The following is a 14620-nucleotide window of genomic DNA, read 5'->3' as shown; positions in this document are numbered from 1 at the left end:
TTAAATCGCGGAACGTTCGTTCCAACCTCGCATTGTCGTCACATATGCATTGGAGGAGGAACTTATGAAGAAACTTGCGTTGATTGCGGCGTCGCTCGCTGTCTTGGCTACGCCCGTACTTGCCCAGGACGCCAAGACGACGGGTACCGCTCCGGCTGAAGCGAAGTTCTCGACAGTGTCGAAGGACGAGATGTTCAGTTCGAAGCTGAAGGGCCTGAATATCACCAATCAGAAGGATGAAACGATCGGCGAGATCACCGATCTTGCAATCAAGAACCATCAGGTCGACGCCTTGATCCTGTCAGTCGGCGGCTTCCTCGGGATGGGTGAACGCTACGTCGCGGTGCCACCGTCGGCGGTGAACGTGCGCTACGACACCAAGAACAACAAATGGCTGGCGTCGATGAACACCACCAAGGAAGCGCTCAAGGAGGCGCCGGAGTTCAAGTACCCGAAGTAATCGTCGGGCTTGACGCATGATCAGCCGCCGGCAGCAGTGCCGGCGGCTTCATTATGCCGCCTTGCGGTCCTCGGCGAGGTTGGCGAGCTGGCGCAGAATTTCGGTCGTGCCCAAAAGCCGTTCCTCGGCCGTTTCCCAGTCCTGGAAGAACACCACCTTCATGTCCGGCCGCACACGTGCCGCCTGGCCATGCTGGCGAATGAAAAACACCAGCCGGTCGGGTTGCGCGAACTTGTTGTCGCGGAAGGTGATCACCGCGCCCTTTGGCCCGGCGTCGACCTTTTCGACATTAGCCCTGCGGCAATAGTTCTTGATCGCAGCAACCTTGAAGAGATAGCGGACTTCGTCCGGTAGTTTGCCGAAGCGGTCGCGCAATTCGGCGGCAAAGTTGTCGATCTCGTCGTCGGTCTCGAGATCGGCAAGCCGGCGATACAGCGACAGCCGCACCGAAAGATCGGCGACGTAGTCTTCCGGAATAAGCACCGGCATGCCGATCGTGATTTGCGGCGACCAGCGATCAGCCGCGGGCTCGACCACGCCGGCCTTGAGATTGACGATCGCCTCTTCCAGCATCGACTGGTACAGCTCGAAGCCGACCTCCTTGATGTGGCCGGATTGCTCCTGGCCGAGCAGATTGCCCGAGCCGCGGATATCGAGATCGTGGGAGGCGAGCTGGAAGCCGGCACCGAGCGTTTCCAGCGATTGCAACACCTTGAGGCGCCGTTCCGCCTGCGCCGTGATCTTCTGCTGCGCAGGCAGCGTGAACAGCGCATAGGCGCGCAGTTTCGACCGTCCCACCCGCCCGCGCAATTGATAGAGTTGTGCAAGCCCGAACATGTCGGCGCGGTGCACGATCAGGGTATTGGCGTTTGGAATATCGAGGCCGGACTCGACGATGGTGGTCGAGAGCAGAATATCGTACTTGCCGTCGTAAAAGGCCGACATGATGTCTTCGATCATGGTTGGCGGCATCTGGCCATGGGCGACCGCAACTTTCATCTCCGGGACATTCTTGTCGAGGAAGTCCTTGACGCCGGCGAGGTCTTCGATCCGTGGCACAACGTAAAACGCCTGCCCGCCGCGATAGCGCTCGCGCAGCAGCGCTTCGCGGATCATCAGGGGATCGTGCGGGGCGACGAAGGTGCGTACCGCCAGCCGATCGACTGGCGGCGAAGCAATGATCGACAGTTCGCGCACACCCGTAAGCGCCAGTTGCAGCGTGCGCGGGATCGGCGTCGCGCTCAGCGTGAGCACATGCACCTCGGCGCGCAGTTGCTTCAGCCGCTCCTTGTGGCTGACGCCGAAATGCTGCTCCTCGTCGACGATCAGGAGACCGAGATCGCGAAACTTGATCGATTTGCCGAGCAGCGCATGGGTGCCGACCACGATATCGATCGAGCCGTCGGTCAGTCCCTTCTTGACCTGCGTCAGCTCCTTGGCTGCGATCAGGCGCGATGCTTGCGCCACATGCACGGGGAATCCTCGAAACCGCTCGGTAAATGTCTTGGCATGCTGACGCGCCAGCAGCGTGGTCGGTACCACGACGGCGACCTGCTTGCCGTCGAGCGCGGTCGCGAACGCCGCGCGCAAGGCCACCTCGGTCTTGCCGAACCCGACGTCGCCACAGATCAGCCGATCCATCGGACGCCCCAGCTCGAGATCCTTCAAGGTCGAGTTGATGGCGGTGAGCTGGTCTTCGGTTTCCTCGTAGGGGAAACGCGCACAGAACTCGTCATAGACATGCGCCTGCACCGGAAGTTTCGGCGCTTCACGCAGATGCCGTTCGGCTGCGATCTTGATCAGTTCGCCGGCCATTTCGCGGATGCGGCTCTTGAGCTTGGCCTTGCGGGCCTGCCAGCCGCTGCCACCGAGCCGGTCGAGCTCGACATTGGCGCTGTCGGAGCCATAGCGCGACAACAGTTCGATGTTTTCGACCGGCAGGAACAGTTTTGTGTCGGCAGCATAGTGCAGCTCAAGGCAGTCATGCGGCGCGCCGCCGACGTCCAGTGTCTGCAACCCGACAAAGCGGCCGATGCCGTGCTCGACGTGAACGACGATGTCGCCGGTGGCGAGGCTCGTCACCTCCGAGATGAAGTTATCGAGCTTGCGGCTCGCCTTGCGCGGCCGCACCAGACGATCGCCGAGAATATCCTGCTCGGTGATGACGGCAACCTGATCGGTCACAAATCCGGTTTCCATGCCGACGACCGCCAGCATGGTCTCGTTGCGCGGCGTCGCCTGCACCGTGCGCCAGGTATTGACGCTGGTGAGGTTCAGCAGCTTGTGGTCGCGCAGCATGCTTTCCATGCGGTCGCGCGAGCCTTCGCTCCACAGCGCGATCACGACCTTCTTGCGCTCGGATTGCAGTGCGCCGACATGGCCAACGACCGCCTCGAACACGTTGACGGCAGAATCGTTGCGCTCCGGCGCAAAGCTGCGGCCCTGACGCGCGCCAGCATCGACGGTATCAGTGCTGCCTTCGGGCACCGCAAACGGCGTCAGGCGCGCCAGCGCCGCCTCTTGCAGGCGCTTGCGCCATTCTTCTTCGGTCAAATAGAGCCGATCTGGCGACAACGGCTTGTAAATCGCGCCGCCGCCGGGATGGTCGAGCGCCTCGCGCCGGGCTTCGTAATAGTCGGCGATCTGCTTGAAGCGTTCGGTCGCCGCGTCCTCGCTTTGCGGTTCGATCGCGATCGGCGCGTCGCCGAGATAATCGAACAACGTATCCATGCGATCCTGGAACAGCGGCAGCCAATGTTCCATGCCGGGATGCCGGCGGCCTTCGCTGACCGCTTCGTAAAGTTGATCGTCACGCTCGGGCGCGCCGAAGGCGGCGACATAACCCATGCGGAAACGGCGAATGGTTTCGGTGGTGAGTTGGAACTCCGAGATCGGCACCAGGTCGAGCGAGCGCATGTCGAGCAGCGTGCGCTGGGTTTCGGCGTCGAAGCTACGGATCGATTCCAGGCTGTCGCCGAAGAAATCGAATCGCACCGGCTGCTCGAGCCCGGCCGGGAACAGGTCGAGGATACCGCCGCGTACCGCATATTCGCCGGGTTCGCGGACGGTCGAAGAGCGGCTGTAGCCGTTGTGCTCCAGCCACGCGACGATGGAATCCATCGGAACCACATGGCCAGGCGCGACTGACAAAGCCTGGGCTGCGACCAGTTCACGCGCCGGCAGGCGCTGGACGATGGCATTCACGGTCGTCAGTACAATCAGCGGCTTGTCGCTGCCGGCGAGGCGCGACAGTTGCGCGAGCGTCGTCATCCGTTGCGCAAGGATGCCGCCATGGGGCGACACCCGGTCATAGGGCTGGCAGTCCCAGGCCGGGAAGTGCATCACCGACAAATCAGGTGCGAAGAACGAGAGCGCGCGGGCCAGTTGCTGCAAACGCGGCCCGTCGCGGCAGACGACCGCGAGACTGACGGCCGGCGGCTTTGGCCGCGCCGCGATCGCGCGCGCCAGGTCCGAAATGACGAGCCCTTCGGCGCCTTCGGCGACGTTGGCAAACGTCAAGGCGCGACCGGGGGCGAGCGATAACGCCGGAGATTGGCCTGACTGCTTCATTCGCCCTGCTCTCCGGGGCGGAACGCCTTGATACGATCGAACAGCGGGCCGGCATATTGCGAAGCCAGCAACGCGTCTCCCGAGAGCGCAGCATAGAGGTCGGGATCAGGCGCCTCGATCAGCTGCTCGAGTTCCGCGAGTTCTTGGTCCGTGAGGCTGGCGATGGTGGTGTCGGCAAAGCGGCCGAGGATAAGGTCCATCTCCCGCGTGCCGCGATGCCAGCAGCGAAACAAGAGCCGCTTGCGGCGGTCGTCGAGGCCCCCGCTCGACCGTGTCGTACCCGTCATTTTCGATTTCCGTCCAACACCAAAAGCCCGGACGTGCCGGGCGGCGCTGATATAGCGATCCGAATGGCGGTTGTCAGCCCATCTTGTTCCCGATTATCAACAGTCATGTCGATTTGATCGCGAGCTTCGATGCGCCCTGCTCTGCTCAATCCCTTGTTTGCGCCGGTCACGAGCCTATCCGGCGTCGGTCCGAAGCAGGACAAGCTGTTCCGATACCTGCTCGGGCGCGAGGAGACGCCCCGGCTGATCGATTTGCTGCTGCATTTGCCCGCAAGCGTGATCGACCGCCGTGCCCGGCCGAAGATTCGCGATGCGGTGCCCGGCACGGTCGTCACGCTGGAAGTGACGGTGGATCGCCATCGGCCTTCGCCACCCCGCAACGCCCGCGCGCCTTACCTGGTCTATGCCAGCGACGACACCGGTGACGTCGTTCTGACCTATTTCCGCGCCAAGGCCGACTATGTCGAGAAGCTGCTTCCGGTCGGCTCGAAGCGTTATGTCTCGGGCACCTTGCAGATGTTCGATGGCGTGCCGCAGATGGTTCATCCCGATCGCGTCGTCGATGAAGCCGGTTTTGCCAAATTATCGGGAATCGACCCGGTCTACCCCCTCACGGAAGGATTGGCGCTGGGTTCGTTGCGGCGGGCGATCGCACAGGCGCTGCAAAAGTTGCCGGATTTGCCCGAGTGGATCAGCCCGGAGGTGATCCGCCGCTGCCATTTCCCGCCGATCAAGGAGGCGCTGAACCGCGTCCACGTTCCGGTCGAACTGGCCGATATCCTCCCCGACGGGCCCTTCTGGTCGCGGCTTGCCTTCGATGAACTGCTCGCCGGCCAACTGGCGCTCGCGCTGGTGCGCTCGCAGTTGCGGCGGCCCGCGGGCAATCGCCACGCCGGCGATGGTCACTTGAGACGGAAAATCATCGATGCGCTGCCTTACGCGCTGACCTCGTCGCAGCGCGAGGCGGCGGCCGCGATCGCCCACGACCTGCAACAACCGTTGCGCATGCTGCGGCTGCTGCAAGGCGATGTCGGCTCGGGCAAGACCGTGGTCGCGCTTCTGGCCGCCGCCGCGGTTGCCGAAGTCGGCCGCCAGGCCGCGCTGATGGCGCCGACAGAGATATTGGCCCGGCAACACATCAAGACCGTCACGCCGCTCGCCGAGCGCGCCGGCATCAGGGTCGCCATCCTTACTGGACGCGAAAAGGGCAAGGAACGTCGGGATATTCTGACGCGGCTCGAAGCCGGCGAGATCGATTTCCTGGTCGGCACTCACGCGCTGATCCAGGACGACGTGATCTTCAAATCGCTGGCGCTGGCGGTCGTCGATGAACAGCACCGTTTTGGGGTGCGCGAGCGCCTCGCGCTCACCGACAAGGGCGAGGCCGTCGACGTACTGGTGCTTAGCGCTACGCCGATCCCGCGCACGCTGGTCCTGACCTATTTCGGCGACATGGACGTCTCGGAATTGCGCGAGAAACCGGCCGGACGGCAGCCGATCGACACGCGGGCGGTTCCGATGAGCCGCCTTGGCGAGGTCATGGATGCGGTCGGTCGCGCCATCGACAAGGGCAAGCGCGTCTACTGGATCGTGCCCTTGGTGGAAGAGTCCGAGGTTATGGAAGTAACCCTCACCGACGCCGAGCAGCGGTTTGCGAGTCTCCAAGAACGTTTTGGCGACAAGGTCGGGCTGGTGCACGGAAAAATGCGCGGGCCGGACAAGGACCGCATCATGGCGCAATTTGCCTCCGGCGAGATCAGCCTTCTGGTGGCGACAACCGTCGTCGAAGTCGGCGTCGACGTGCCGGAGGCCTCCATCATGGTGATCGAGAATGCCGAGCGCTTTGGATTGGCGCAGTTGCACCAGTTGCGCGGGCGCATCGGCCGCGGATCGGAAGCGTCGACGTGTCTCCTGCTCTACCGCGAACCCCTAAGCGAAATGTCGAAGGCGCGCCTGACCGTGATCCGGGAAACCACCGACGGCTTTCGTATCGCCGAGGAAGATCTGAAACTGCGCGGTGAAGGTGACGTGCTCGGGATCAGGCAAAGCGGCCTTCCCGGCTATCGCATCGCGCGGTCGGAGGTGCATGGTCAACTGATCGCGCAGGCGCGCGACGAGGCGCTGCGCATCATGAAGGAAAACCCGAAGCTGACGGGGCCGCGCGGCGAGGCCTTGCGTTCTCTGCTCTATCTGTATGAGCGCGGCGAGGCGCTGCCGCTGATGGGTGCAGGCTAGGTGGGTTCACAGGCTAGTTAGGTTCAGTCCGCCTTGGCCGGCTCCGGCAGCAGCGTCGTGGAATTCGCCGCCTTTGCGGCATTGGCCATTCCGGCGAGCGCGGCCATCTTCTTTTGCGAGTCGGAGCCCGGCTGCACCACACCACAGGACATGATGAGGGTTGCGGCATCCTCCGCGCTCATCTCGACCTCGAGGACCTTGCTCCTCGGCACATAAAAGAAGAACCCCGTGGTCGGGTTCGGTGCACAAGGCAGGAACACCGAGATGTGCTCCTCCTGACTGGGAATGCTGCCGGCGATCTCTTCGTTCGGCGGTTGCGAGATCAACACGATCGACCACATGCCCGGCGATGGAAATTCGACGAGGCCGACGCGGCGAAAGCTAGATCCTTTGCCCGAGAACAGCGTCTCGAATACCTGCTTCATGGCGCGATAGATCGCGCGCACGGCGGGGATGCGGCCAAGCAACCGTTCGCTGAGGTCGACGAGCGAACGCCCGATCAGATTGGCGGTGAGAAAACCGAGCAGCGTCAACGCAAACACCGCAACGACCAACCCCGAACCTGGCAAGCCGAACGGCAGATAGGTCTCGGGCCGGTAGGCGACGGGCACGAACGGCCGCACCAGACCGTCGACCCAGGTAACGAACCACCAGGTCAGATAGAAGGTGATCGCAATCGGACCGGCGACGATGAGGCCGGTGAGGAAATAGTTGCGAAAGCGCGCCACAAAGCCGCTATGGACGTCCGGCGCGGGTTCAGCCGGCGGTCCAGGCGGTGGCGAAGCGTCGAGGTTCATCGGGGTTCCAGGTCAGTCGAAGCAGCATTGGTTATATGCCAGCTAAGCCATCCTAGCAGACTTTTGAAGACCCCCGGACGTATCCCGTCGTCGTCAAAGGGTCAAACCGGCGAAGGCGTTATTCGACGGTTACCGATTTGGCGAGATTTCGAGGCTGATCGACGTCGGTGCCCATCACGACGGCCGTGTGATAGGCCAAAAGTTGTACCGGGACGGCGTAGACCATCGGGGCGAAAATCGCTCCCATATCCGGCAGCACGATTGTCACCAGCGACTGGATGGTTGCCTCAGCGGCGCCCTTGGCGTCGGTCATCAGGATGATCTGGCCGCCACGGGCCGCCACTTCCTGCATGTTGGATACGGTCTTCTCGAAAACCTGATCGTAAGGCGCGATCACCACGACCGGCATCTTTTCGTCGATCAGTGCGATCGGCCCGTGTTTGAGTTCGCCGGCCGCATAGCCTTCCGCATGAATGTAGGAAATTTCCTTGAGCTTCAGCGCGCCTTCGAGCGCCAACGGATAGCTGGTGCCACGGCCGAGATAGAGCACGTCGGTGCACTTCGAAAGGTCGCGGGCAAGCTTCTCGACCTGCGGCTCCGTCGCAAGGGCCGAGGCCATCAGCCGCGGAATTTCGATGAGCGCGTGTACAAGCTTGGTCTCATCCGCATCGGACAACGCGCCGCGGGCCTTGCCGGCGGCGACGCTGAGTGCCGCCAGCACCATGAGCTGACAGGTGAAGGCCTTGGTCGAGGCCACACCGATCTCGGGACCGGCGAGCGTCGGCAGCACCGTTTCGCTCTCTCGCGCGATCGTCGAGGTCGGCACGTTGACGACGGAGAGCGTGTGCAGGCCATGCGACTTCGCATAACGCAGCGCTGCCAGCGTGTCGGCGGTCTCGCCCGACTGCGAAATGAAGATCGCGAGATCGTTCTTGTGCAGCGGCGGCTCGCGATATCGGAACTCGGATGCGACGTCGAGCTCGACCGGCACGCGCGCCAGCCGTTCGAACCAGTATTTGGCGATATAGCCGGCATAGCTCGCGGTGCCGCAGGCCGTGATCGAAATCCGCTGAATGTTCTTGAAGTCGAACGGCAGCTTTTGCGGCAAGGATACCCGCTCGGTTGCCATGTCGACGTAACGCGCCAGCGTATGGCCGACGACTTCCGGCTGCTCGTGAATTTCCTTGGCCATGAAGTGGCGATAATTCGCCTTGTCGACCAAAAACGACGAAGCGCCGGACTTCAATACCTCGCGATTCACGGCGGCGTTTTGCGCGTCATAGATCACGCCGGTCTCACGGGTGAGCACCACCCAGTCGCCGTCGTCGAGATAACTGATGGTGTCGGTAAAGGGCGCGAGCGCGATCGCGTCCGAACCCAGATACATCTCGCCCTTGCCATAACCGATAGCGAGCGGCGAACCCCGCCGCGCGCCGATCAGGAGATCGCCGTGATTGCGAAAGACGAATGCCAGCGCGAACGCGCCGCGCAACTGCGGCAATGCCGCCTTCACGGCCTCCTGGGGCGAGGCGCCCTTGATAAGATACGAGTTGACGAGATGCGCGATCACCTCGGTATCGGTTTCGCTGGTAAACTTCGCGCCGCCCTTCTCGAGCCGTTGCCGTAACTCGCGGAAATTCTCGATAATGCCGTTGTGAACCACGGCCACGTTATCGGTGGCGTGAGGATGCGCATTGCCTTCGGTCGGTTTGCCGTGCGTGGCCCAGCGCGTATGTCCGATACCTGTGTGGCCCTTGAGCGGTGCTTCTCGCAGCCGGGCTTCGAGATTTTTCAGCTTGCCTTCCGCGCGGCGGCGATCGAGATGATCGCCTTCCAGCGTGGCGACGCCGGCCGAATCGTAACCGCGATATTCGAGACGCTTGAGCGAATCCACCAATTGCTCGGCGACCGGCCCGCGCCCGAGAATGCCGATGATGCCGCACATGCGGTTATTATCCCCTGATCCAAAAGCCCAAACGTCTCTTAACGAAACTCGGCCGCGCCGAGATACTCAATAATTATTGCCGATTGAGACAGCTATAAACGGGACTGCCGATCTGCCTAGCAGCTATTTTTGTGTCTTTGCCCTTGTCTTGATCTCACGGTAGCGCTTGGCGCCGCCCTCGCGGTTGGTCTGCTGGTTGCGCTCGACCGCCATGGCGTCATCCGGCACGTCGCGCGTGATCACCGACCCGGAACCGATATAGGCGCCCTTGCCGATTTTGACAGGCGCGACCAACGACGAGTTGGTGCCGACAAACGCGCCAGAACCGATCTCGGTCTTGTGCTTGCTGAAGCCGTCATAATTGCAGGTAATGGTGCCTGCGCCGATATTGGCGTTCGCCCCGACATGGGCGTCGCCGACATAGCTGAGATGGTTGATCTTGACGCCGGCTTCCAGCGTGGCGGCCTTGGTCTCGACGAAGTTGCCGATTTTTGCACCCTCGCCGAGCGACGTCCCGGGACGCAAGCGCGCATAGGGCCCGATCGACGCGTTCTTTCCGATCGAGGCCTGCACGATATGCGAGAAAGAATGGACGACGGCGCCGTCGGCAATCGAGACACCCGGGCCGATCACGACAAACGGCTCGATGGTAACGTCGTTACCGAAGGTCGTGTCGGCGGCGAGATAGACCGTTTCCGGCGCAATCAAGGTTACGCCAGCATCAAGCGCGGCCTTGCGAAGCTTTGCCTGCATGACCTGCTCGGCCTCCGCGAGCTGCGCCTTGGTGTTGATGCCGCGCACTTCATCCTCGCTGGTTTTGATCACGACAGCCTCCAAGCCAAGATCCCGAACGATTGTCACCGCGTCAGTCAGATAGTATTCGCCCTTGCTGTTGGCATTCCCGATTTTTTCGATGATCGAAAGCGCCTTGCGGCCGTCAAACGCCATGATGCCTGCGTTGCAGAGCGTGACGGCGCGCTCGGCCGCACTCGCATCTGCCTGTTCGCGGATCGCGATCAACCGGCCGTTCTCGACCAGAAGCCGCCCGTAGCCGGTCGGGTCGGCGGCCTCAAAGCCGAGCACGGCCAGGCTGGCGCCCTGCTTCAGGGCGCTACGCAAACGATCAAACGTGGCGGACGAAATCAGCGGCGTATCGCCGAAGGCGATGATCAGATCGTCGGCTCCCCGCGCCATGGCCTCGCGCGCCGCGAGCACCGCATGCGCGGTTCCCTTGCGGTCGTGCTGCACGAAGGTCTCTACGTCGGGCCGGTATCGTCTGGCTTCTTCGATCACCGCCCGGTGATCCGGTCCAACCACCACGGCAAGCGATGCCCCCTCGCCTTTGGGCGAAGCCATCAGCACATGCGCCAGCAACGACTGGTTAGCTACAGGATGCAGGACTTTCGGCAGCGACGACCGCATCCGTATTCCCTCGCCGGCTGCGAGCACGATGGTCAGGCTGGTCCCGCCGCTCATCAGAATTACCTTACTTTCCTGCACCGAGTCGTTACATCGCCGTCTGCCCTCATAAAGCCATTTCAGCTCCGATGGAAATCGGGATTCGTGACGAGTCCGGGTGGGAACTGCCCATTTCCTGTTAAGGTTTACCGAATGATTCGGTGGGGCCTTAAGGGGGGCCGAAGACATCTCATGGCGAAGGGTACCGACAATCGGCGCGGCGGCTTCGACGTCGGCGAGACCGGTGGCGCGCTTTCGGGCTTGCTCGCCGACGAAGAAGAACTTGACCGTGGTGCGCTCTGGCGGCTCGGAACATGGGCGGCCGCCTCGGTCGGCGCGGTGATTGTCGCCCTCATCGCCAACCATTCCTCGGTCGGCGTGCGTCACGAGCAATCCGCCTCGGCCGATCTGCTGAAGCAGGCGCAGCAACTTCAACTCACCACCAGGGAAAGCCAGAACGAGACGCGGCGGCTGTCCTCTGCAGTTGACACGCTGAACAGTGATCGGGACCGGCTTTACTCCCGCGTCGCGGTTCTCGAGCAGGGACTGGATTCAGTCACGGGTGCCATTTCGCGGCAGAGCTCCGCATCGCCGGCTCCGCAAGCCGCCGCGAGCCAGGTCAGTGCAAGTCAAGTCAGTTCAAGTCAAGTCAGTTCAAGCCAAATCGGTGCTGGCCAAACCAGTGCGAACCAGGCGGGCGCAGGTCAGGGCAGTTCAAGTCAGGCTGGTGCAAATCAGGGAACTGCCACTCAATCCATTGCGAGCACGGCCGCGCCGACGATCTCGGCGCCTTCGGCACTGGCGGCCCAGACGACCCCACCTCTCCCGGCTGCGCCTGCGACGACCGCGTCGATCGACCCTTCGGCCACGGTCGTGAAGCCAACGCCAGCTCCGATGGCGGCGGCGGTGGCCACGACAGCGCCTGCGGTTGCGGAAAAAGCGGCGACGACGGCCAAGCAGGACAAGCAGGCGGCGACGGCAGTTACATCCGAACCGGGCTCATCGGCGAAATCGGCGATCGAGCCACAAGCTAACGCGGCCCAACCGTCGGGTTCGCTGGTGGCGTCGAAATCGATCATGGCTCCGCCCGATCCCGCGGCCGGAAAACTGCTCGAACCGCCCTCGCTGCCGAAGATACCACCGTCCGCGTCGACGCCCCAAGTCGCCTCGGTGGCGCCAAAGGCGTCCGACGAGCCGGAATCCGCTTCGTCTGCGGCGGCACCTGAACTCGTGGTCTCGCGCACCGAGTTTGGCGTCGATGTCGGCGGCGCCAATTCGATCCCCGGCTTGCGCGCACTCTGGCGCGGACTTCTGAAGTCGCGCTCCAATGGCGCGTTGACGAAGCTGCGGCCGATGATCGTCATCAAGGAAAATAACAACGGGCTTGGCATGCAGCTCAGGCTGGTCGCCGGCCCGATCAACGATGCGGCTGCGGCGGCAAAAATCTGCGCCTCGCTGACGGTGAGCGATCGCGGTTGCTCGACAGCCGTGTTCGAGGGCCAACGACTGGCCTTCGGCGCCGACGAGGCCGACGTGAGCAAGTTCGAGGCCGTCAAGCCGGAGAGCGGTGACAAGTCTGCGTCGGGCGCTTTGCGCTCGTCGTCGCACAGGCATTACTATTCGACGAAGCGGCCCAAGACTGAGGATGCACCTGCGAAGCCGGAGCAGTCGACCTTTTCGTCCCTGATCTTCGGCAAGCGCCAGTAATCCAACCGGATCGAAACGACCCGACGGGCGTGCCAGAAAAGCCCTGTATTCCAGTTGGTTGACGGCGGTTCTTGAAACGCTTTCAAGAGGTTCGAGAATGGTCTTGCGCGGCAGGGCCAAAAGCGTCAAACCGGCTTTTGCCGCTCAAGGATTTGCCCGTGAAGAAAACTCCGTTCCGCCTCACTCCCTATCAGGTGCAATGGCTGCTCGTCGTGGGTTTCCTCACGGTCGGATATGCGATTTACGTGCGCTATATGGCGATCGAATTATCCAGCACGTCGCTGGCCTGCGATGCCGGTCTGCAAACCCTGCTATGCAGGTCGCGAGCGCTGGCCACCAGCCTCTTTCGCAATTCCGTTTTCGGAATTACCGCCGTCGTCATCGCGGTGCTACATCTGATCCGGCCATCGATCGTTTTGCTGACGCTCGGCCTGGTCGCGGCCGGCTTCGGCATCGTGCTCTACAATGTCGTTTTGTCCGGCCTTGCGATCGGCGTGCTTATTTTGGGATTTGCGCGGCCCGCGCCCGCCACAGCGTAGCGGCCAACAGCACGTAAATCGCGCAGCTCCAGAGCGACTGCCAGTTGTCGGGCCCTTCGTTGAATCCGACGTAGATCGCGGTCAGGACCAGAAGCCCCGCGAAGGTTGCCTCGGCGATCGGGCGAACGCCTTCCTTCGGGCGATTGAGCAGGCTCAGCATCGAAAACGGCACCACGGCCATGGTGAGCGCCGCAAACGGAAAATCCTTGTAGCGGGGATCGAACGCGAAGCCGACAGCGGTAGCGGCGCCGATCACCGCCGTGACCATCAGGACAAATCCCAGGATCACCGCCGTCCACGATTTTCCGCGATAGTCGGAGGGACCGAGCAACTCGATGAAAGTCGGAAGCGGCTTGCCCGACATCAGAGCATATGAACCAAGCAAGGGCGAAGCGATGCCGGCTGCGAGCAGGAAGCCCCAAAACAGCCAACCGCCGATGCCATAGCTCTCGTAAAACATCTTGTCATAGGCCACCCCGAGCAGCGCGCCGGCGGATGTGGCGGACAGGCCGACGGCGAGCCAGGAGGTGAACCGGGGCGTCCAGGGTTTGCGCCGTAACGTCAGCCAGGCCACAGCGAACACCAGCACCGCCAGCACCATGCCGGCAGCCATGTGCAACTTCCAATAGGGATAGTTGCTGATGGCGACGCCCGGTGGATATTTCAGCGCGCGATGGACGGAATCAAACAATCCCCAATAGCCACCCATGGTGCCTTCAAGCTGGCGCTTCCACGGCTGGTCATAGGCTTCGATCAGATTGACGCGAAAGTTCTGGCGCTTGGCGAGATCGAGAATTTCCGAAACCACGCGCGCCTGGTTGGTGCGTGAAGGCAAAGCCGCATCGCGCATGCGCCCCGCGCTCGGCCAGCCGGTCTCCCCGATCAGGATTTCCTTGCCCGGAAAAGCCACTTCCATTCGGCGCCGGATCTGTTCGACGTGAGCCGCCGCATACTTGGCGCGGATCGGAAAGTCCTCCCAAAAGGGCAGAATGTGGATGGTCACGAAATCGACCGCGTCATAGACCTCGCGATAGCGCAGCCAGTATTCCCAGACGTCGGCATAGGTCACAGGGACCTGCACCTGCGCCTTGACCTGGCGGATCGTGGCGGCAAGATCGGTTTGGCTCATTTCCCCGCGCAACAGCACTTCGTTGCCGACTACAAGCGCTGTAATCGTCGAAGGGAATTCCTTCGCCAGCCTTACGCCGGTGGCGATCTGAACCGCGCTCTTCTGACGATTGCCGCTGAGCCAGATTCCCTGGATGACCTTCAGCCCGACCTTGGCTGCGAGTTCCGGCACCTGATCGAGACCGCTGTCGATCGAATAGGTGCGGACACAGTCCGATACCTTGGCGAGCTGGGCGAGATCTTCGGAAATCTGCTCCGCCGAAATATGGGTCGTGGGTGAGAGCGGCGTTTGCTCGCCGCGGAACGGCGCGTAGGACACACATTGAAGCTTGGCGTTGGGATCGATCGGCGCGCGCACCAGCGAGATCGGCGTGGCAAGCCACCACCACACCGCGGCAATCGAACCTAAGGATAGTATGAGAAGCGCCAGCGGCGTGCGAAAAGAAATCGGTTCCATCCTCTCGTTTGGCGACACTGGCGTCGTAACGTGCCCG

Annotated in this window: 10 protein-coding genes; 4 read left to right on the top strand and 6 right to left on the bottom strand. The window is 62.4% G+C overall.

Annotation, left to right across the window (positions count from 1 at the left end; genetic code table 11):
* Positions 1–64 precede the first annotated feature (64 nt).
* On the top strand, positions 65–460 hold the full coding sequence (locus tag BUA38_RS32655) for a PRC-barrel domain-containing protein (protein ID WP_072824581.1): 396 nt from the start codon (positions 65–67) through the stop codon (positions 458–460).
* A gap of 51 nt (positions 461–511) precedes the next feature.
* Here BUA38_RS32655 and mfd read toward each other — a convergent pair whose 3' ends face one another.
* The gene (gene mfd, locus BUA38_RS32650) at positions 512–4030 is read right to left on the bottom strand and encodes a transcription-repair coupling factor (RefSeq protein WP_072824579.1); all 3519 of its coding nucleotides are present in this window, start codon (positions 4028–4030) and stop codon (positions 512–514) included.
* Positions 4027–4317: a succinate dehydrogenase assembly factor 2 gene (locus BUA38_RS32645; RefSeq protein WP_072824577.1), complete on the bottom strand. Its 291-nt coding sequence runs from the start codon at positions 4315–4317 to the stop codon at positions 4027–4029. Before BUA38_RS32645 ends, mfd begins: the two co-directional genes overlap by 4 nt.
* 129 nt (positions 4318–4446) lie before the next feature.
* Here BUA38_RS32645 and recG point away from each other — a divergent pair, with 129 nt between their 5' ends.
* Positions 4447–6552: an ATP-dependent DNA helicase RecG gene (gene recG, locus BUA38_RS32640; protein ID WP_072824575.1), complete on the top strand. Its 2106-nt coding sequence runs from the start codon at positions 4447–4449 to the stop codon at positions 6550–6552.
* Between the two features lie 23 nt (positions 6553–6575).
* On the opposite strand, the gene BUA38_RS32635 is transcribed toward recG, so the two are convergent.
* The 3 genes from BUA38_RS32635 to glmU all read right to left on the bottom strand — a co-directional run bounded on the left by BUA38_RS32635 (position 6576) and on the right by glmU (position 10770).
* The gene (locus BUA38_RS32635; RefSeq protein WP_072824573.1) at positions 6576–7349 is read right to left on the bottom strand and encodes a DUF502 domain-containing protein; all 774 of its coding nucleotides are present in this window, start codon (positions 7347–7349) and stop codon (positions 6576–6578) included.
* Between the two features lie 118 nt (positions 7350–7467).
* The gene (gene glmS / locus BUA38_RS32630) at positions 7468–9294 is read right to left on the bottom strand and encodes a glutamine--fructose-6-phosphate transaminase (isomerizing) (RefSeq protein ID WP_072824570.1); all 1827 of its coding nucleotides are present in this window, start codon (positions 9292–9294) and stop codon (positions 7468–7470) included.
* A gap of 123 nt (positions 9295–9417) precedes the next feature.
* Complete coding sequence (gene glmU / locus BUA38_RS32625; protein WP_072824568.1) at positions 9418–10770, bottom strand: bifunctional UDP-N-acetylglucosamine diphosphorylase/glucosamine-1-phosphate N-acetyltransferase GlmU; 1353 nt, start codon at positions 10768–10770, stop codon at positions 9418–9420.
* Positions 10771–10944: 174 nt separating this feature from the next.
* On the opposite strand from glmU, the gene BUA38_RS32620 reads away from it, so the two are divergent.
* Both BUA38_RS32620 and BUA38_RS32615 read left to right on the top strand, forming a co-directional pair.
* Positions 10945–12459, top strand: a complete 1515-nt coding sequence (locus BUA38_RS32620) for a hypothetical protein (RefSeq protein ID WP_072824566.1) — start codon at positions 10945–10947, stop codon at positions 12457–12459.
* Positions 12460–12617: 158 nt separating this feature from the next.
* A complete protein-coding gene (locus BUA38_RS32615; protein WP_072826612.1) occupies positions 12618–12998 on the top strand; it encodes a hypothetical protein in 381 nt (126 codons plus the stop codon).
* On the opposite strand, the gene BUA38_RS32610 is transcribed toward BUA38_RS32615, so the two are convergent.
* Positions 12958–14583, bottom strand: a complete 1626-nt coding sequence (locus BUA38_RS32610; RefSeq protein WP_072826613.1) for a beta-(1-6) glucans synthase — start codon at positions 14581–14583, stop codon at positions 12958–12960. The two genes, BUA38_RS32615 and BUA38_RS32610, sit on opposite strands and share 41 nt — an antisense overlap.
* Between the last annotated feature and the right edge of the window lie 37 nt (positions 14584–14620).

Source organism: Bradyrhizobium erythrophlei, assembly GCF_900142985.1.
In the GTDB taxonomy this organism is placed as follows: domain Bacteria; phylum Pseudomonadota; class Alphaproteobacteria; order Rhizobiales; family Xanthobacteraceae; genus Bradyrhizobium; species Bradyrhizobium erythrophlei_B.
Note: the sequence above shows the minus strand (reverse complement) of the source record. Positions and strands in the feature narration are given on the sequence as shown.

What these genes read in the sequence shown, in the direction of transcription:
- BUA38_RS32655 (WP_072824581.1), top strand. Translation starts at nt 65, where the DNA reads ATGAAGAAACTTGCGTTGATTGCGGCGTCGCTCGCTGTCTTGGCTACG.
- mfd (WP_072824579.1), bottom strand. Translation starts at nt 4,030, where the DNA reads ATGAAGCAGTCAGGCCAATCTCCGGCGTTATCGCTCGCCCCCGGTCGC.
- BUA38_RS32645 (WP_072824577.1), bottom strand. Translation starts at nt 4,317, where the DNA reads ATGACGGGTACGACACGGTCGAGCGGGGGCCTCGACGACCGCCGCAAG.
- recG (WP_072824575.1), top strand. Translation starts at nt 4,447, where the DNA reads ATGCGCCCTGCTCTGCTCAATCCCTTGTTTGCGCCGGTCACGAGCCTA.
- BUA38_RS32635 (WP_072824573.1), bottom strand. Translation starts at nt 7,349, where the DNA reads ATGAACCTCGACGCTTCGCCACCGCCTGGACCGCCGGCTGAACCCGCG.
- glmS (WP_072824570.1), bottom strand. Translation starts at nt 9,294, where the DNA reads ATGTGCGGCATCATCGGCATTCTCGGGCGCGGGCCGGTCGCCGAGCAA.
- glmU (WP_072824568.1), bottom strand. Translation starts at nt 10,770, where the DNA reads ATGAGCGGCGGGACCAGCCTGACCATCGTGCTCGCAGCCGGCGAGGGA.
- BUA38_RS32620 (WP_072824566.1), top strand. Translation starts at nt 10,945, where the DNA reads ATGGCGAAGGGTACCGACAATCGGCGCGGCGGCTTCGACGTCGGCGAG.
- BUA38_RS32610 (WP_072826613.1), bottom strand. Translation starts at nt 14,583, where the DNA reads ATGGAACCGATTTCTTTTCGCACGCCGCTGGCGCTTCTCATACTATCC.